This is a genomic window from Shewanella piezotolerans WP3, assembly GCF_000014885.1.
GTDB classification, from domain to species: Bacteria; Pseudomonadota; Gammaproteobacteria; order Enterobacterales; family Shewanellaceae; genus Shewanella; species Shewanella piezotolerans.
The window spans coordinates 3956854-3974921 of record NC_011566.1; the positions used below are offsets into that span (position 1 = coordinate 3956854).

The window sequence follows — 18068 nt, forward strand, 5'->3', positions numbered from 1 at the left end:
TTGTTGCAGCCACTATACTCAACAACTAAGGTTTAGCTCATTACTCAATATTTTTGTTTTAGCAGTCTGTAGCACAGGAATTTCATCAGACTGCAAGAATGAAACGTTAACATTGGTAGCAATATTACCAAAAAAAGCTGTTTTACTGATTTTTTGCAACTTTTCTGTAATTTTTTTTCATATTTAGTTGGAATGATCATTAAAATGGCTTTTAATACCTGCTAATTAACCATCAAACTTATGCTGCTCATTGAGAAGGATGTAATTCACATGGCCAACACATTAGAACAACTTAAACCCATCACTACAATCGTGGCGGATACCGGTGATATTGAAGCCATAAAACGTTACCAGCCAGAAGATGCGACAACAAACCCATCACTCATTCTAAAAGCATCACAAATTCCTGAATACAGTGACCTCATCGAGAATGCCATTAATTGGGCAAAAAGCCAAAGTGACGATCTTGAACAGCAAATTGAAGATGCTGGCGATAAACTTGCGGTAAATATTGGTTTAGAGATCCTTAAAATTGTTCCAGGTCGCATCTCTACCGAAGTTGATGCGCGCCTATCTTTCGATAAAACGGCTTCTATCGCAAAAGCACACAAACTTATCCAGCTGTACAAAGAAGCGGGCATAGACAAATCACGTATTTTGATCAAACTTGCCTCTACATGGGAAGGGATCTGCGCAGCTAAAGAGCTTGAACAAGAAGGTATCAATTGTAATTTAACGCTACTATTTAGTTTCGCTCAAGCTCGAGCTTGCGCAGAAGCTGGGGTTTACCTGATCTCTCCATTTGTAGGCCGTATCTTAGATTGGTATAAGAAAGATACAGGTCTTGAATACTCAGCAGCAGAAGATCCTGGTGTTGTATCTGTCACAAGCATCTACAACTACTATAAGCGTCATGGCTTTAACACTGTAGTCATGGGCGCAAGTTTCCGTAACACCGGTGAAATCATCGAATTAGCTGGCTGTGACAGACTGACCATTGGCCCAGCGCTGTTAGAAGAATTATCAAACAGCAATACGCCTATCATACAAAAATTGCTACCAGCAACAGAAACGATTGCGGCACAGCCTGCAATGTCTGAAGCACAGTTCCGTTGGGAATTTAATGAAGATCCAATGGCGGTAGAAAAGCTAGCTGAAGGGATCCGTAACTTTGCAGTAGACCAAGGTAAACTTGAAGTCATGCTAAAAGCAGAGCTATCGTCTTAAAGGAATAGGACTACTAAAATGACCGAACTGACTCAGCTTGCCAGTTGGCAAGCACTAGCGCTGCACAGTAAAACCGTGCCGCACATGCGCGAGCTGTTTAAGCAACAGCCACAGCGATTTGACGATATGTCTACCAAGGCATGTGGATTGCTTTTAGATTACTCTAAAAATAGAGCTTCAACAGAAACGTTGTCACTGCTTTTTGCATTGGCAAAGGAATCTAAACTTGAAGAAAAAATCAAAGCAATGTTTGCTGGTAGCACCATTAACAATACAGAACAACGAGCGGTATTGCACACTGCACTTCGAGCGCCAAAAGATAAGGTCATAGATGTTGAAGGCGTCAACATTGTTGCTGAAGTTCAGCAAACCTTAGACAAAATGGAAGGCTTTGTAGGCTCGGTTACAACAGGTGATTGGAAAGGCTATACAGGCAAAACCATTACAGATGTTGTGAGTATTGGCATTGGTGGGTCATTTTTAGGTCCAAAAATTGTCTCCCAAGCGCTGCGTCCATATTGGACTGGCCAACTAAATTGTCACTTTGTTGCCAATGTTGATGGCACATCAATTATTGAAAAGCTTAAGGGACTCAATGCAGAGACAACCTTATTTGTGATGTCCTCTAAGTCTTTTGGTACTCAAGAGACACTGACCAACACATTAAGCGCTAAAGATTGGTTCTTAGCACAGGGAGCTACGCAATCAGATGTTGCTAAGCACTTTGTTGCTGTTAGTTCTAATGTTGCTAAAGCCACTGAATTTGGTATTGATGCTAATAACATCTTCCCAATGTGGGACTGGGTTGGCGGACGTTACTCACTATGGTCAGCAATTGGTTTACCTATTGCACTGCTTGTTGGTATGGACAACTTTCGTGAGTTGCTTGCTGGCGCCCACGAAATGGATAATCACTTCCTTGAGACTCCACTCGAAAGCAATATGCCGGTGATCATGGGCATGTTTTCTCTGTGGTACGGTAATTTCTTTAATGCACAATCTCACGTCGTACTGACATACGATCACTACTTACGTGGCCTGCCTGCATACTTCCAACAGCTTGATATGGAAAGTAACGGAAAATCAGTCACGCTAAATGGCACTGATGTAGACTACAGCACTGGACCTGTGATCTGGGGCGGTGAGGGCACGAATGGACAGCATGCCTACCACCAGCTACTTCACCAAGGTACGGCGCTTATCCCAGCCGATTTTATTATGCCATTGAACAGTCATAACCCAATTGGTGAGCACCATGTTCAGCTAGCCTCAAACTGCTTTGGCCAAACCCAAGCATTAATGCAAGGAAGAACCTTCGACGAAGCTTTAGCTGAATTAAGCACTAGTTCATTACCAGATAGTGAAAAGCAACTTATTGCGCAACACAAAGTAATGCCAGGTAATAAACCGAGCAATACACTGCTAATGGACAAGCTTACGCCTACAACATTAGGTGCCCTAATTGCGCTGTATGAGCACAGAACTTTTGTTCAAGGTGCGATATGGCAGATCAACTCTTTTGATCAATGGGGTGTAGAGTTAGGTAAACAGTTGGGTAATGATGTGTTAGACAGATTAACAGCCCAAGCTGATGCAACAGATTTAGATACCTCAAGTAATGCGTTAATAAATCTATTCAGACAGAATAAAATTTAACCATTCAGTTTAATAGTTAAATATACTAAAAAAGCCAGTTTCGACTGGCTTTTTTGATTTTCATCATCAACATCCCCAAATAAACATGAATAAAATTCAAGTTTATCCAGATTAACGCCTCCTGCTCAACATTAAAACTTCATAGTTAGTTAACATAAATGAAACATTTATGTTGCACCATGCTTGAAAAACATGCTATTTATTTGATGACAAAATAAACAACAGGAGGTTGCCATGAATCGACTAGATTATGGTAGTGCGCTAGATAGTATAGTTGAGAAGCCAAGCCGCTCGAGAAGCTCCAACAAAAAGCGGAAGTGGCGTGAAATTGAAGCTCTAAAGGAAAAGCACCGCTTACTTAAAGAACTTCAAGATATTGACACCAGCTTTGAAGGTGAATTGGACACCCTCCTGATGTAACCATAAAAAAAGAGCGTTTAGACGCTCTTTTTTGTTTCTCATTTCCACACACAATATAACTACTCATCAGCCTCAATATACTCTTTCAACTCCTCAAACAGCACATTGTCGCTCTCACTAAATAGCGGGTCATCAATAAGTCTTGCATCACACATCTGCACAACGGTTTGCCAATCCGCTTCGGTTATTACATTCTCCCATTTAGGAAAGACTGTTGATTCCTCAAAATCCATATGCGACTGCTGTATATCGACATAACTGACTAAATCACTGACTAGCTGCTCTTTAGAAACCACAACATCGCTTAAAATAAGATTCAGAGTAGCCATTAGTGAGGCTGATGCATCAACTAGCTTCTTATGCTCTGATGTGAGCGTTTCGTTAATATGCGCCCTGCCTAACTTGTTCCAATAAAACTCAGAGATCACCTCCTCCAGCGGATGGTGGCTGTGTTCAGCATAGCTCTGCATATATTCAACAATGTCGCGAACCAAGTTGTAATTAATCCCTTCACCGGCCGCTAGCTTAATGTGTTTGGTCTTTAAAATCTTAAGCAAAATACCAATATGCTTGTGATCGTGCATGAGTCTGGCTAGCATAGTTTTCTCCACCCGAATTAACCCCCACTAGATACAATATTAGTAAACCGTACGAATAACACCCAACTATAACAAAATGATAATCAATCTGTTCGTGATTGAGATCAACAAAATTAGACTATGTTACAATCACTTACTCTATTGCCTTAAGTCAATAATAAAAGAACGAGGCTCATTTTCATTACGGTTAAGCCGCAAGCTGCCTAGCAACACAAATACAGGAAAACGCCATAATGCAACCACATCACCTTATTGGCGCCCATGTCAGCGCTTCAGGCGGAATAGCAAATGCGCCACTAAACGCCGCTTCCATCGGTGCCAATGCTTTTGCACTCTTTACCAAAAATCAACGTAGATGGGTAAGTAAACCTTTAGATGAAGCGCAGATTGCACTGTTTCAACAAAACTGTGCAGAAGCTAATATCTCAATGGATGCGATCCTCCCCCATGACAGTTACCTTATAAACTTAGGCCACCCCGATGATGAGTTGCTTACAAAGTCGAGAGAAGCCTTCTATGACGAAATCGCAAGGTGCGAACAGATAGGCTTAACTCTGCTTAACTTTCACCCTGGCAGTCATCTGAGGCAGATAGACACAGACAAGTGCTTATCGCGTATTAGTGAATCGATAAACTTTGCACTATCGCAGTCAACTACAGTCACTGCTGTCATCGAAAATACTGCAGGTCAGGGCTCTAACCTAGGCCATAGCTTCGAACAGCTGGCGCAGATAATTGATGGGGTTGAAGATAAGTCACGAGTTGGCATCTGCATTGATACTTGTCATATGTTTGCGGCGGGCTATGATATTCGCAGTCAAGCGAGCTGTCTGTCAGCATTTGATCTGTTTGATAAAGTTGTCGGTAACCGCTATTTAAAGGCAATGCATCTAAACGACAGCAAGACTAAGCTTAATAGTCGAGTAGATCGCCATGAATCATTAGGAAAAGGGGAAATAGGCGCAGAGGCATTTTCAACTTTAATGACGCTTGAAGCAGTAAAAGGGATCCCACTGATTTTAGAAACGACAGACGCCGATCTATGGGCGGCTGAAATTAACTGGCTACGTAGCTTAGTGCCAAAATAAAAAAGCAGGAAGGAGCGGAGCTAAAGTAAGCACTTATAGATCACCGCAACAACTCTCGTTGGTTCACCCTGATCAATTTGCAACCACACTATATGCGTGCCTTGGATCTCCTCACCCTGTTTGATAGCGCTGAGCTTAGCATCAGCCAGCGCATTTTCGCCACGTCCAACACCAGTAACCATGGCAAAGCTATCGCAGTGAGTCACTTCAAAGTCGTATGCTTCATTTATTCTATGGTAAAGCTGAAACTCTTCGCTTGCGCAACCACTTAATAGAGTAACTAATAATATACTGACAAAGAAACGTAACACCGATATGCACCCAAAATGAAAACTGCGCGCAATAATATAGAATATGTTTAGCAAAAAAAATGGTACAAATAACACTAAGAGAGATTTAGGTGATACATTTAGAATCACCTGTAAACACGCAAAACTTTTCTAGTAAATACACAACAACAGCTATACACGAAAGTGCATAAAAATACAGACAGTGTACATATCAACCACAAAAAAAGAGAAACCATAACAGCTTCTCTTTTATCTCATTTAAGTTTAATCAATAAAATTACTTGTCTAATACATCAAATAAGTGGGCCTTCAGGACATCAAAATCTGCCGTCAGTTCTGTCGACAAAATAGTCTTAGCGACTACGTTTTCAAGCGCTAGCGGAAGTGCTAGCTCTATCTCTAACACTTGCTCGACCACTTCGTTAAACTTAGCAGGGTGTGCAGTGCCAAGGAAGATCCCTTTTTCATCTACAGACATTGATTGATTCAATGCAAAAGCTGCAATTGCCGCATGGGGTTCAGATAGGTATCCCACATCATGTAGCGCTTTAACTGAATCGCTTGTATCAGCTTCAGAGACTCCAACACCTTTGATGTCGGCCAAAGACCAATTCATCGCCTTAACAATTGCTTCCACTCTTGGCCAGTTACTTGGCTCTGCCACATCCATTGCATTAGACATGGTTGCCACCGTTAACTGCGGCAACCACTCACCATTATCTAGATAGCGCGGCACCGTATCATTACTGTTCGTCGCAGCGATAAAACGCTTAACAGGTAACCCCATCGCTTTAGCAAATAAACCAGCAGTTAGATTGCCAAAGTTACCACTTGGCACTGCGATAACGGGATCGTCATTATTACTTTGCTTATACTGCGCAACCGCCTCAAAATAATAACAAATCTGTGCTAGTAAGCGGCTAATGTTGATTGAGTTTGCAGAGTTAAGGTGCAAGCCGTCACGGATATCACTGTCTTCAAATGATTGCTTTACCAAGGTCTGACAAGCATCAAAGTCAGCGTTAACTGCGACAGTATGAATATTGTCACCTAATGTCGTGAACATCTTCTCTTGCAATAGACTGATTTTGCCTTTGGGGTACAGAACGACAACATTGATATTATCAAGTCCGTAAAATGCATCAGCAACCGCGGCGCCAGTATCCCCTGAAGTCGCGGTTAGAATGTTTATCTTCTCATCTTTAGCTAACTCATTTAGACATTGCGCCATAAAACGAGCGCCAAAATCTTTAAAGGCTAACGTAGGACCATGAAAAAGCTCCAAGCTATAAAGGTTTTTGTCTGCTTGTACCAAAGGCAGTTCAAAATTAAATGCTTTCTCAACGAGTCGGTCAACTGTCTCTTGCCCCAATTCTGACGCAAGCCAAGCCCCAATGACTTTTTTACTGCGCTCAACAAACGGCAAGGCAAGTATACTGTCGATATCTTCTAAGCTAGGGATGCTTTTTGGAAAAAAAAGCCCACGATCTTTTCCAAGTCCCAGTTTGACAGCTTCGGTAAAGCTCACGACTTGTGAGGGGTGCTTTAGGTTGTACAATTCCATGACTATTTCCTTTAATTCTTTATATCTATTCGCTGATTGCGCTGCACTAGGCAAAAGCGTAAAAATCTATTTAGACGCGACGCGCCCCTAAATCATCAATTTGACAAATATGGGAAAAACCCAACTGTGGATCGATGTAGTGTTCATCTAGCCACTGCTTGGCAGCTTGCGCAGTTTCAGCATCATCAGTAATGGTAAACAGGGTTGGACCACTACCAGAAATTCCTGTGGTTAACATACCTAACTCATTCAGTGCAGATTTTGCTTGCTGATATTGTGGGATTTCAGCAGCGCGATATGGCTCTGCAAGCACATCTTTTAGTACCGCAATAGCAAGTTTGTCATCTTGCTTATAGCAAGCATGTACAAACGCACTTAAGTAGCGACCAAAATCGATGGTCGTTTGCTTTGAATAATGCTCTGGCATCAAGCCACGCATACGTGCTGTTGATAACGAAATACCAGGGTAAGCGACCACCCAATACCACTGCTTAAAAGTCGGAATAGGTTCACAAATAGCTTGTGGGGTATCTAGCATTAACTGCATACCGCCTAGAAAACAAGGAGCCACATTGTCGTAATGTACAGAACCACTAATCTGACCTTCAAAATCCCCCATAAGTTTGAGTACTTGCAGCTCGGAAAATGGTTGATCAAAATACTCATTTAGTGCCATCAATGCAGCAACAACTGAGCTAGCACTAGAGCCTAAACCACTACCAACAGGTAGGTTCTTCTCCAGCGTCAGCTTAAGCCCTACCTCTTGTCCTAAATGCTCAAGGAAAAACACAGCACATTGATACACTATATTTTCATCTTGATTGGCAGGAAGCTTGTTAGCCCAATGACCCACCACAACGAGTTCAAGCCCCTGCTCTGCGCTCTCTACAGTGACCTTATCACCCAGTAAGCTACCATCAACAGGTGCTAACGCACCGCCAAGTAAGTCAAAGCCCACCCCTACATTGCCCATCGAGGCCGGGGCATAGATAGTTACGCTCATACACCCACCTCACGCGTCCAGTTTAATGTTCTTAAAATGTCAGCAAAAGCACCTGCCGCAGTGACATCAGTACCAGCACCATAACCTCTTAATACAAATGGGATCGGTTGATAGTAGCGGCTATAAAATGCTAACGCATTCTCGCCACCTTTAACGCTATAAAGTGGATCACTCGCATCCACCTCCGCTATTTTTACTTTGCAGCCTTCATCATCAATCTGTCCGACGTAACGCAATACTTTCCCTTCGGCTTTCGCCGCCTCGATGCGCTGTGCAATAACAGCATCAACAGAGGGCAAGTTCGACATAAATGCATCAACATCGCCAGATGCATCAAATGACTCAGGTAATACTGATTCCACATTTATGTCCGATAACTCAAGCTCCATACCCACTTCGCGAGCCAAAATTAGGACTTTTCGCGCAACATCCATACCACTTAAATCATCGCGAGGGTCTGGCTCTGTAAAGCACTTATCTCTGGCAATACTAGTGGCCTGAGAGAGCGTCATCCCCTCATCTAACATACCAAAAATATACGATAGACTGCCCGACAAGATGCCATTAAAACGGAGTAGTTTATCACCGGCAAACAGTAGCTTTTTAAGGTTGTCGATAACTGGCAGCCCTGCACCAACGGTTGTTTCATAAAGGAATTGACGGCGCTGCTTTAACGCCGTTTGTCGCAGCGAACGGTAGTAATCCATGTCACGAGTATTAGCCTTCTTATTCGGTGTAACAACGTGCAGTCCGGCATTCATTACTGTCAGATATTGATCAGAGATAAACTCACTAGAGGTACAATCCACAAGCACTGGGTTTAGCAGCTGTTGCTCTTTAGCCCACAGCAGCATCTCTTCAATATTAGCTGCCTGCTCTGTCTCGGCTAATAACCCTTCCCAGTTAGATAAGTCGATACCTTGTGCATCTAATAGCATCTGTTTAGAGTTGGCAATACCACAAACACGTACAGCAATATGCTGCTCTTTTAACATTTGACGCTGTTGTTTAATCTGCTCAAGTAAACCCGCGCCAACATTACCGCAGCCAACGAGGAATACATCTAAATAGTGCTGAACATCAAAGAATGATTGATGACAAGCAGATATCGCATGCTTGGTTTTTCGCTGCTCTACAACTGCAGAAATAGAACGTTCCGATGAGCCCTGTGCAATAGCAACAATATTAACCGTCGCCTGCGCCAGTGCTTGGAAAAATTTGGCTGCAACGCCTTTATGAGTACGCATGCCATCACCAATTAAAGAGACAATAGCTAATTGATGACGCATCTCGATAGGTTCTAGTAGCTCACTCTTAAGTTCTAGATCGAACTCCTGCTCTAACGCATATTTGGCTTTAGCAGCGTCTTCGGTAGCCACACAGAAACTAATGCTGTACTCAGATGAGCTTTGTGTAATCAGTGATACAGACACCCCAGAACGAGATATAGCACCTAATGTACGACTCGCCATCCCCACCATACCTTTCATACCAGGCCCAGAAACATCAAACATAGTTTGATCATCGAGATTTGAGATCGCTTTTACATTTAGCCCGGTTTCATCTGGCTCATTAGACACTAGGGTGCCAACGGCTTGAGGATTTAACGTATTTCGGATGTAGCAGGGAATGTGGTATTGAGCAATGGGCGCTACTGTTTTTGGGTGTAAAACTTTTGCGCCAAAATAAGAAACTTCCATCGCTTCTTGGTAACTCATCTGTGAAAGAAGCTTGGCGTCGGTGACCACTCGAGGGTCCGTATTGTAAACACCATCGACGTCGGTCCAGATCTCACAACAACTTGCTTGTAGACACGCTGATAGTACCGCTGCGGAGTAATCGGAGCCATTACGACCTAAAGTCACTATCTTACCGTCGCTATCTCCAGCGGTAAAACCAGGCATAACCCACACATGAGCAGCGCTCAGATCTAACGCGCCGAACCGTAGCTTACTCGCTTCAATATCAACCACAGACTCCAACCGCGGACCATGGCCTACCAGCAGCGATTCTGGTTCCAATATCGCTGACGAATAGTCAGCGGCCTTCATCACCTCAACCATTAATGCAGAAGACAGTTTCTCGCCGCCCACTAACACAGCAGCCTCTACACTCTCAGGGCACTCATTGAGCAGGCTCATACCGGCAAGCTTATCGCTCCAAAAGCTCATCTGCTGCTGCAATCGATTGGCTAAGTGTTGATTTTGCTCGCCAGTTAAAGAGCTCGCAGCCTCAGCATATAAAGCATTAAACACTTGCTCAACTTTAGCTAATACAACTTTATAGTCGCCGCCTTTTACCGCGACCTCTACCATTTCAATTAAACCATTGGTCACCGTTGCTGGCGCAGATAATACCACCGCTGTACTCTCAGCTTTTGCCGACTGGATTACAATATCGGCTGCAGTTCTAAATCGCTGCCAATTTGCGAGCGAGGTTCCACCAAATTTCATTACTTTCATCGAAAACTCCTTGTGCCGCGCCACGTTAAGAAACAAAAAAGCCCGCTCCTTTGTGGGGAGCGGGCTTGATATTTAACTTATATCAGGTTGTGCTTAGCCCGCCCCCACGTTGGTAATCGTGGTGGTTGTAATAATCGTGGTGATCATTAACTGATGGCTAGACATATAAATTAGGTTTAATCCAATTGGAATAATTTGTGTGCTAACAGAATTGCTTTTTAACCTAGAAGTGTCAACCCCTAAATTATCATTATTGCTATTAATGGCCATTTTCTCGATTAAACAGCAATAAAGCGCTATAAATGGTAATTTTAATAAGTAGTCGTTAATACTCCTTTGCAGCCCCAAATGTTACGTTAACGTAAACATAAACACTACCAATACATATACCATTGTTAATTAACACATTTTACCGAGTTAAAATACTGCAAAAATCAATACGGATTAACGCTATGGGTAATAATCAACTGTTATAACCAAGGCTCATTTTTACATTTTAGCCCCAAAGGCCTAAGCAAGAATCCAGCGCAGTTACTGATAAAATTAAAAAGCACTAATTATGATATTTAGCTATAAGTGGTAGCCAATCACGTTTATTAGGCCAATTCGATTCCTAATAAAGATGTGGCTTAGGTAGCATAAGTCGATCCAAGCTGTCGCAAATTGACACAATCCAAGCTAGAATGCGCGCAAATTACCGATTGGAGCCAGTATGAAAATCACCGAAAAATGTGCAGTAAGCATCCATTACCGATTATCAGATGCAAAAGGCCAGCTTGTAGAAAGCTCTTTTGAAGGCGAGCCGATGCTATATTTGCATGGTGCAGAAAATATGATCCCAGGCCTAGAGGCTGCTCTTGAAGGTAAAGAGCAAGGTGACGTACTTGATGTAACTGTAGATGCAGAGCAAGGCTATGGCGCATACCATGATGGTCTATGCCAAGAAGTCCCATTATCAGCTTTTGGTGACATCGAAGATATCGTACCTGGCATGCGTTTCATCGCAGAAACAGAAATGGGGCAACGTCCTGTTCAAGTGACAGAAGTTAAAGATGACGTTGTTATCGTAGATGGTAACCACCCTTTAGCAGGCCAAACACTGAGCTTTAACGTTGAAGTTCTTGAAGTGCGCACTGCTACAGAAGAAGAGGTCGCTCACGGTCACATTCACGCGGCAGGTTCTAGCTGTGGCGGACACGAACATTCTCATGAAGGTGGATGTTGTGGTGGCGAACATGAGCACAGCCACGAAGGTGGTTGTTGCAGTGAAGACGAAACCAAAGAAGCTAAAGAGGGTTGCGATGGCAACGGTGGCTGTGGTTGCAGACATTAAAGCAACCTAGCTCTTTAGACTGATTTAAGGCGCGTTTCATTACAATAATGAAGCGCGTTTTTTTTCTGTTCTACACTCAATAGCATCATTTCTGTGCAAAAGGATTTGCCAATGCTATCAAAACCACTTTACGAAGCCTTACCCTTAAGCTACGTCGTTATAGCTAGCCTAGTAATATTATTGTTCGATCAAGCTTTTGCGCAATGCTTAGCGGTAATAGTCTACTTATGGGGGAGCAGAATCTATTCTCTACGCTCTACTAATCGACGCACTGATGCTAAAAAACGACGCAAGAAAGGTTGGATACCCAACTCGATATATGAACATATTCCAGCGCTCTGTTTTCTCGGTGGCATATTACTAAGTCAACACAATTCAAAGGTCGCACCGGTTTTGGCTCTTTGCCTATGCAGCTTTGCTCTCTACATATTATTTCTAAGAGTCGGTTACCGTAAACACAAGGTTTTTATCGCTAATGCATATAAACAAACCTTACAGCGTTAGCTGCTTTATCTGCTCACGCTCCTCCTCAGTCATATGCTTGAGATAATTTGAACACCGAGTAATGGTTGCAATACTAATCTGGTATTCCTGAGCAATTTGTCTCTGGCTCATCTCTTTATGTAATAGGGTTTGAAAAACCTTTAATCGCCCAGCTACGGCACTGCGCTCCTCTTCAGTCAACAACAGTTCAAACAGCGTTACAAGCGCGCTATGATCCTTTTGTGCCATGACTTTATCTAAAACTAAATCCCACTCTGCGCGCATTTCTGCCTCAATGGTGTACTAGTGCATCATTACGCTCAGTTTATCAGGATTCAATTTCCAGTCACGTATTTTGAGATAAGATATTTAAGTGCTGTATCCCACTTAATTGTAACTAAGCGTAATTTTAATAAAAAACGAATGGAGTCAACTAGCTAAAAGTAGGTACAATAGTGGGAAACAAGTCACATAACATAATAAAAACGTGAGAGTAACCATGAGAAAATCATTAAAGATGAGTCTAATCGCACTCGCTGCGACAGCAACTATTACCACCGGTGTGCAAGCTAATAATTTTGATGACGCTGATGATGCCATTCATTATCGTCAATCTGCTTTTGGGATGATTGCCTATAACTTTGGTGACATGGGCGCAATGCTAAAAGGCAAAAAAGATTACGACGCTAACGTATTCGCCATGCGTGCGACCAATGTTGCAGCGCTTTCAAAGCTGCCACTTGAAGGTTTTATCAGTGGTTCTGATAAAGGTGAAACTGAAGCACTTGCAAAGATCTGGAGTGATAAAACTGATTTTGATGCAAAAATGAAGACCTTCCAAGAGAATGCAGCCGTGCTTGCTTTAGCTGCAGAGAAAGGCGACAAGAAAGAGATCAAAAAAGCCTTTATGAACACAGGTAAAAGCTGTAAAGGTTGTCACGACGCTTACAAAAAAGATTAAATAAAAAGAGCCAGCTTAGTTCAAGCTGGCTCTATCATTTCACTGTTTAGATCACCTACAACATATCGATAATAGGTAACATCAAGTAGTTCAACACCAATGCCCCAACCACCAGCACGATTACAATTGCTTTTAATACAGATGCAAATGCTAAAGACGGCGCTTGAACTTCTGGAAGACGTTTATAACCACTAAACATCGCCATTATAATTTTATCACCTTTAATCATATGCACACCGACAGCCAAAACATGTATCGCAGCTAATATCAAAATCAGATCAAAGTTCTTTTTATGCAGCCAAGTTAGCCATGCAGCAGTATCACTACTCACACTACTATATAGTGGCCCCTCGGTAAAAATGTCATCCGTTGCGAAAAGCCCACTCACTAGCTGCAAACAAACAAGTGAGATTAGTGCGACAACCATATAGCCACCAGCGGGATTATGCCCAACACTCGCAGAAATCCCATGCTGCTTAGTTTGCTTAAGGTAGTTAAACACCGTTTTAGGGGAGCGAACGAAATGGCTAAAGCGTGCAGTATCACTGCCTATAAAGCCCCAAAGCAGTCGCATGGCAAGTAAAATCATTAAACTGTATGCCAGTAGTTGGTGCCACTCCATCTCTCCTGACTCCGCAGTCCACCATAAACCACCAAGCAAACACAACATCCCCCAATGAAAGAGCCTTGTTGGAATGTCCCATACTTTAACTTTGACAGTGTTTTGCGTCATGAATGTTCAGTCTCACAAATTAATTGGTCTTTTGTGAGCATTATATATTGAGCTGAGGGTAAGAGCTATGGGGTTATTTATGCAGAGGATTTTTGAAAAACAGCTAATTGAGTGAGCTCTTATCCATTCAAATATGAACCTGTTTCTCAGGGTTTTCAAGGAAATTTTGGCAGTTATTGACTATATTTGTCTAAGTGATCAAATAAAAAGCGAACGAATTAAAAGACACTGTAAAACGTGATTTAGATCACGACTTTCGTTAGTGAGATTGTTAGTCTGAATTCAAGGAAACAACAAAAGGTTCGACATATGATAAAGATTACTAGCAAGCACTTCGAAGTTACTGAATCTATCCGCGAACGTATTGAAGCAAGATTAGCAAAATTAGCACGACACGATGTGCAGCTTATTAATCCACACGTAATCATACTACAGGAGAAACAAGGTTTTAAGATTGAAGCTTCTGTCGGCATTCCAAGTGCCAAGTTATTTGCCCAGGCGAAACATGAAGACCTATATGCAGCAATCAATGCAATGGGACAAAAGCTGGAGAAACAGCTAAATCGCCTAACACACAAACCAGAAAGCCAACGTCACGCAACACTTAAAAGAGAAGATGATGCCATTGATGAAGGCTTTGACGATAACATAGAGGAGGAATACGCAGCTTGATTTTATTATTAACTTTTGTCCAAAAGCGCACCTCAGGTGCGCTTTTTCTTACATAATTTTCAAATAGCCCAAGTTTTGATTGACAGTAAACCGACTCCGCTTTAGTTTTAATCCATGAACAAAATCCTAACTGCGTTTTTTACTTTCTTTTTTATGCCCCCCACCCTCGGAGGCGGAATTTCGGTGTAAAAACGAAAGTGAAAATTCCAAAGCCTCCCACACGGGAGGCTTTTTTAATTCTAAGCGCGCTAAATAAGATGTAGAGGCACTAATGAGCAAACCACAACCTTTAAACCACACTCGAGAGCAAATAACGACTCTCGACAATGATCTTTTAGCTCTGCTGGCTAAACGCCGCGAATTAAGTTTAGATGTTGCTCGTAGTAAAGAAGTAGATATTAGGCCTATACGCGATACTATCCGCGAAAAAGAACTGCTAGCCCGGCTTGTTAAGCAAGGTCGCGAGCAAGGCTTAGATGCGCATTATGTTATCTCGCTTTATCAAAGCATTATTGAAGATTCAGTACTTAACCAGCAAGCCTACTTACATGGCCGCGCTAATCCACAAACTCAACAGCAACAGTACTGTGTCGCTTATCTCGGTGCCAGAGGCTCATACTCCTATTTAGCGGCAAGTCGCTACTGCGACAGACGACAAGTTGAAATGCAGGATTTAGGCTGTCAGAGTTTTGATGAGATAGTGCAAGCGGTTGAGTCTGGCCATGCAGATTATGGTTTCCTGCCGATAGAGAACACCTCTTCAGGTTCAATCAACGAAGTATACGATGTACTGCAACACACAAGTTTAGCCATTGTCGGCGAAACAACCATTGAAGTTGGACACTGCCTGCTAGCGAAAAGCGGCACCAACATCAATGATGTAAAAACGGTGTACGCTCACCCACAACCCATTAGTCAGTGCAGTCGTTATCTAAGCCAACATGGTAACTTCAAGCTAGAGTATTGCTCTAGTAGTGCTGAAGCAATGGATATGGTCTGTAATGCTCAAGACAACAGCGTAGCAGCTATTGGTAGCAGTGAGGGTGGTGCTTTATATCAACTTGAGGCTATTGAGAGTGGTCTAGCTAATCAAAAAATCAACCAAAGTCGCTTTATCGTTGTCGCCCGTAAAGCCGTTGATGTTCCTGAACAGTTACCTGCAAAATGCACCTTGATTATGGCCACAGGACAAAAACCCGGTGCCTTGGTCGAAGCTTTATTAGTGCTAAAGGCTAGAAACCTAAATATGAGTAAACTCGAATCGCGTCCAATTCCCGGTACACCATGGGAAGAAATGTTCTATTTGGACATCGACGCGAACCTTTCCAGCGAGCCAATGCAAGCAGCATTAAAAGAGCTAGAAAGAACGACGCGCTTTATCAAAGTATTGGGATGCTACCCATGTGAAACGGTTAACCCTACACAGCTGACCAATAGCCAATTAATGATTGAACCTAGTACATCAAAAGTAAGCACAGTACCTAGCACCACATCGACCAAAGAGAAGCGCTATAGCAAAGAGTATAAAATCCAGGCAACAGAAATCGTTTGTGGCCAACTCAACATAGGTAACAATCATTTAGCCGCAATTGCTCAAGTGCATCTGCCTTTTGAAACGACTGAATTTGAGCAACGCGCAAAAACATTAAAAGAAGCAGGGTTCCAAGCGGTAGTGATCCAAGGTTTAAGTCAACAAAGTGAACTACTTGTATCACTCTCTCAATTTAAAAAGACCTTAGATCAATTTGGACTCGTGTGTATTTTAATGGTTGAGCATGAAACCGACTTAGCTGTAACCGCTCAGATAGCTGATGCGATTATATTGTCTGGAACTCAAATGTATAACCAAGCAATACTCACGCAGTTAGGCTCACTGTTACTGCCTGTCATAATAGAACGAAATACCATGGCGAGTATTGATGACTTGTTAGATGCTGCTGAGGTGGTATTGAGTCAAGGCAATCAACAATTGGCGCTATGCGAATCAGGTGTAAGTACGCTGAATAATTCAGGCAAGCCTTCACTCGATTTAGCGGCGTTAGTACAGCTTAAAACCGCTAGCCATCTGCCTGTACTGGTTAATCCTAGCTATGCAGTAGAAACTGAACAACTAGCAGGATTTAGCACAGCGATTAAGCAACTTGGCGGTGATGGTATTGTCGTCAATATCGCCAGCGTTGAACAAGCGGGCAATAGCGAGGAGCAAAAAACGCTACTTAACGATCTACTCAACAACCTATATCGCTAATCTTAGCTAATTAACGGCCGCAAGCTATTTTGAGTCCGCGGCCGTTGTTTATTAACCTTTATCTTCAGCATTGCTCTTGTCAATGAGCCGAGGAATCGTTGTCCCCTGAACTAGGATAGAAAATACTACCACAGCGTAGGTCATCACCATCAATAGCTCTCTTAAATCAATATTACTCCCTGTCACCAACATCACACCGGTAGGTAAGCTCATCGCCATCGCTAGTGCTAAGCCACCTCTCAGCCCACCCCAAACAAGAATTTTTTCTGCAAAAGAGTTGTAATGTTTTACTTGGCGAAAAACCAAATATGGCAAGTAAACACTCAGTGAACGGCCGAGCAGCACAATCGGAACTGATAGCAGCATAAACCACCAAAGTTCAGCATCGAAATCGATAAGCAGCAACAGCAGGCCTAGTAGCAAGAACAGCAGTGAGTTAAAGAATGACTCTATCAGCCCCCAAAAACTCTCTAGAGTTATACATTCGTTCATTTTTAGCAGCTTAGGAATGCTTAAATTACCAGCGATAATCCCAGCAGTCACCATTGCTAAAGGCCCTGAAACACCAATCATATCTGCAACCACATAACCAGCAGTCGGTAGCAATAGCGTCATCAACAAATACTGGGTTTTGTCTTCGGAGAAGCCCAACATAAAATGTAAGCCAGCGGCGAGAATAACACCATAAATGACGCCACCAACCGCTTCTTGCAAAAATAGACTCGCAATACCCGTAATCGTCAATGGCTCAGTGGAAAAGGCGACCTGTGAGATTGCAACAAAAATCACTAAGCCTATACCATCATTAAACAATGACTCACCTTCAACTTGAGTCGCAATATCTTCAGGCGCACCGAGTTGCTTGATGATAGCCAGCACCGCTATTGGATCGGTTGGTGATATGAGAGCCCCAAACAACAAACAGTAGCTAAGTTGAAGTGGTAAGCCTAAAAAGCCAGAAACCCAATAAAGTACACCGCCAATAACAGCCGTTGAGATAAGCGTACCCACAAAGGCGAGGATGAATATCTCCCAACGCTGCTTTTTAAGTACCTGCAGTTTGATTTGCAGCGCCCCAGCGAACAGCAAAAAACCCAACATACCGTTAAGTAATAAAGCTTTAAAATCGAGCTGTTCAAGATCGGTCACTAAGCTTGAATAAACTGATACACCGAAGATCTTTCCTGCCGCCAAGATGAGTAAACTTAACAATAAAGCTAATGCTGTGATGGTAATGGTTTCTTGCCATCGATGTAGGCGAGAAGATATTAACGAAATAACCAAAGAAAGTGCAGATAGCAGACAGAGGATTTCATAACTGGTCACGGG

The 18068-nt window shown here is 42.6% G+C and carries 16 protein-coding genes and 1 other annotated feature; of the genes, 8 read left to right on the forward strand and 8 right to left on the reverse strand.

All coding sequences use genetic code 11. The features are described from left to right. Positions 1 to 270 precede the first annotated feature (270 nt). The 3 genes from tal (at position 271) to SWP_RS16685 (ending at position 3303) form a co-directional block, all read left to right on the forward strand. Positions 271 to 1227, forward strand: coding sequence for a transaldolase (gene tal, locus SWP_RS16675; RefSeq protein ID WP_020913767.1), 957 nt, complete (start codon positions 271 to 273; stop codon positions 1225 to 1227). An 18-nt stretch (positions 1228 to 1245) separates the two neighbouring features. After that, a complete protein-coding gene (gene pgi / locus SWP_RS16680) occupies positions 1246 to 2883 on the forward strand; it encodes a glucose-6-phosphate isomerase (protein ID WP_020913768.1) in 1638 nt (545 codons plus the stop codon). Between the two features lie 234 nt (positions 2884 to 3117). Next, on the forward strand, positions 3118 to 3303 hold the full coding sequence (locus SWP_RS16685; RefSeq protein WP_020913769.1) for a DUF3545 family protein: 186 nt from the start codon (positions 3118 to 3120) through the stop codon (positions 3301 to 3303). A gap of 59 nt (positions 3304 to 3362) precedes the next feature. Here SWP_RS16685 and SWP_RS16690 read toward each other — a convergent pair whose 3' ends face one another. Next, entirely contained in the window at positions 3363 to 3902 is a 540-nt protein-coding gene (locus tag SWP_RS16690; RefSeq protein ID WP_020913770.1) for a hemerythrin domain-containing protein, read from the reverse strand. A 233-nt stretch (positions 3903 to 4135) separates the two neighbouring features. Here SWP_RS16690 and nfo point away from each other — a divergent pair, with 233 nt between their 5' ends. After that, entirely contained in the window at positions 4136 to 4990 is an 855-nt protein-coding gene (gene nfo, locus SWP_RS16695; protein ID WP_020913772.1) for a deoxyribonuclease IV, read from the forward strand. 20 nt (positions 4991 to 5010) lie between these two features. Here nfo and SWP_RS16700 read toward each other — a convergent pair whose 3' ends face one another. The 4 genes from SWP_RS16700 to thrA all read right to left on the reverse strand — a co-directional run bounded on the left by SWP_RS16700 (position 5011) and on the right by thrA (position 10309). After that, positions 5011 to 5301, reverse strand: a complete 291-nt coding sequence (locus SWP_RS16700) for a hypothetical protein (protein ID WP_044556026.1) — start codon at positions 5299 to 5301, stop codon at positions 5011 to 5013. A 256-nt stretch (positions 5302 to 5557) separates the two neighbouring features. Further along, a complete protein-coding gene (gene thrC / locus SWP_RS16705) occupies positions 5558 to 6844 on the reverse strand; it encodes a threonine synthase (RefSeq protein WP_020913774.1) in 1287 nt (428 codons plus the stop codon). A 70-nt stretch (positions 6845 to 6914) separates the two neighbouring features. Further along, a complete protein-coding gene (gene thrB / locus SWP_RS16710; RefSeq protein WP_020913775.1) occupies positions 6915 to 7847 on the reverse strand; it encodes a homoserine kinase in 933 nt (310 codons plus the stop codon). Then, a complete protein-coding gene (gene thrA / locus SWP_RS16715; protein WP_020913776.1) occupies positions 7844 to 10309 on the reverse strand; it encodes a bifunctional aspartate kinase/homoserine dehydrogenase I in 2466 nt (821 codons plus the stop codon). Before thrA ends, thrB begins: the two co-directional genes overlap by 4 nt. 712 nt (positions 10310 to 11021) lie before the next feature. Between thrA and slyD the strand changes: the two genes are divergently transcribed. Next, positions 11022 to 11642, forward strand: a complete 621-nt coding sequence (slyD, locus tag SWP_RS16720) for a peptidylprolyl isomerase (protein WP_020913778.1) — start codon at positions 11022 to 11024, stop codon at positions 11640 to 11642. 492 nt (positions 11643 to 12134) lie between these two features. On the opposite strand, the gene trpR is transcribed toward slyD, so the two are convergent. Beyond that, complete coding sequence (trpR, locus tag SWP_RS16730; protein ID WP_020913780.1) at positions 12135 to 12410, reverse strand: trp operon repressor; 276 nt, start codon at positions 12408 to 12410, stop codon at positions 12135 to 12137. Between the two features lie 232 nt (positions 12411 to 12642). Between trpR and SWP_RS16735 the strand changes: the two genes are divergently transcribed. Beyond that, on the forward strand, positions 12643 to 13086 hold the full coding sequence (locus SWP_RS16735; protein ID WP_143711256.1) for a c-type cytochrome: 444 nt from the start codon (positions 12643 to 12645) through the stop codon (positions 13084 to 13086). 55 nt (positions 13087 to 13141) lie between these two features. Here SWP_RS16735 and SWP_RS16740 read toward each other — a convergent pair whose 3' ends face one another. Continuing rightward, complete coding sequence (locus tag SWP_RS16740; protein ID WP_044556027.1) at positions 13142 to 13819, reverse strand: cytochrome b/b6 domain-containing protein; 678 nt, start codon at positions 13817 to 13819, stop codon at positions 13142 to 13144. Between the two features lie 309 nt (positions 13820 to 14128). On the opposite strand from SWP_RS16740, the gene hpf reads away from it, so the two are divergent. After that, on the forward strand, positions 14129 to 14491 hold the full coding sequence (hpf, locus tag SWP_RS16745) for a ribosome hibernation-promoting factor, HPF/YfiA family (protein ID WP_020913783.1): 363 nt from the start codon (positions 14129 to 14131) through the stop codon (positions 14489 to 14491). Positions 14492 to 14610: 119 nt separating this feature from the next. After that, positions 14611 to 14729: a sequence feature (Phe leader region), on the forward strand. Positions 14730 to 14762: 33 nt separating this feature from the next. Further along, positions 14763 to 16739, forward strand: a complete 1977-nt coding sequence (gene pheA, locus SWP_RS16750) for a prephenate dehydratase (RefSeq protein WP_020913784.1) — start codon at positions 14763 to 14765, stop codon at positions 16737 to 16739. A gap of 51 nt (positions 16740 to 16790) precedes the next feature. Here the strand turns inward: pheA and SWP_RS16755 are convergent, their stop codons facing one another. Then, entirely contained in the window at positions 16791 to 18065 is a 1275-nt protein-coding gene (locus SWP_RS16755; RefSeq protein ID WP_020913785.1) for a cation:proton antiporter, read from the reverse strand. Positions 18066 to 18068: the final 3 nt, after the last annotated feature.

What these genes read in the sequence shown, in the direction of transcription:
- tal (WP_020913767.1), top strand. Translation starts at nt 271, where the DNA reads ATGGCCAACACATTAGAACAACTTAAACCCATCACTACAATCGTGGCG.
- pgi (WP_020913768.1), top strand. Translation starts at nt 1,246, where the DNA reads ATGACCGAACTGACTCAGCTTGCCAGTTGGCAAGCACTAGCGCTGCAC.
- SWP_RS16685 (WP_020913769.1), top strand. Translation starts at nt 3,118, where the DNA reads ATGAATCGACTAGATTATGGTAGTGCGCTAGATAGTATAGTTGAGAAG.
- SWP_RS16690 (WP_020913770.1), bottom strand. Translation starts at nt 3,902, where the DNA reads ATGCTAGCCAGACTCATGCACGATCACAAGCATATTGGTATTTTGCTT.
- nfo (WP_020913772.1), top strand. Translation starts at nt 4,136, where the DNA reads ATGCAACCACATCACCTTATTGGCGCCCATGTCAGCGCTTCAGGCGGA.
- thrC (WP_020913774.1), bottom strand. Translation starts at nt 6,844, where the DNA reads ATGGAATTGTACAACCTAAAGCACCCCTCACAAGTCGTGAGCTTTACC.
- thrB (WP_020913775.1), bottom strand. Translation starts at nt 7,847, where the DNA reads ATGAGCGTAACTATCTATGCCCCGGCCTCGATGGGCAATGTAGGGGTG.
- thrA (WP_020913776.1), bottom strand. Translation starts at nt 10,309, where the DNA reads ATGAAAGTAATGAAATTTGGTGGAACCTCGCTCGCAAATTGGCAGCGA.
- slyD (WP_020913778.1), top strand. Translation starts at nt 11,022, where the DNA reads ATGAAAATCACCGAAAAATGTGCAGTAAGCATCCATTACCGATTATCA.
- trpR (WP_020913780.1), bottom strand. Translation starts at nt 12,410, where the DNA reads ATGCGCGCAGAGTGGGATTTAGTTTTAGATAAAGTCATGGCACAAAAG.
- SWP_RS16735 (WP_143711256.1), top strand. Translation starts at nt 12,643, where the DNA reads ATGAGTCTAATCGCACTCGCTGCGACAGCAACTATTACCACCGGTGTG.
- SWP_RS16740 (WP_044556027.1), bottom strand. Translation starts at nt 13,819, where the DNA reads ATGACGCAAAACACTGTCAAAGTTAAAGTATGGGACATTCCAACAAGG.
- hpf (WP_020913783.1), top strand. Translation starts at nt 14,129, where the DNA reads ATGATAAAGATTACTAGCAAGCACTTCGAAGTTACTGAATCTATCCGC.
- pheA (WP_020913784.1), top strand. Translation starts at nt 14,763, where the DNA reads ATGAGCAAACCACAACCTTTAAACCACACTCGAGAGCAAATAACGACT.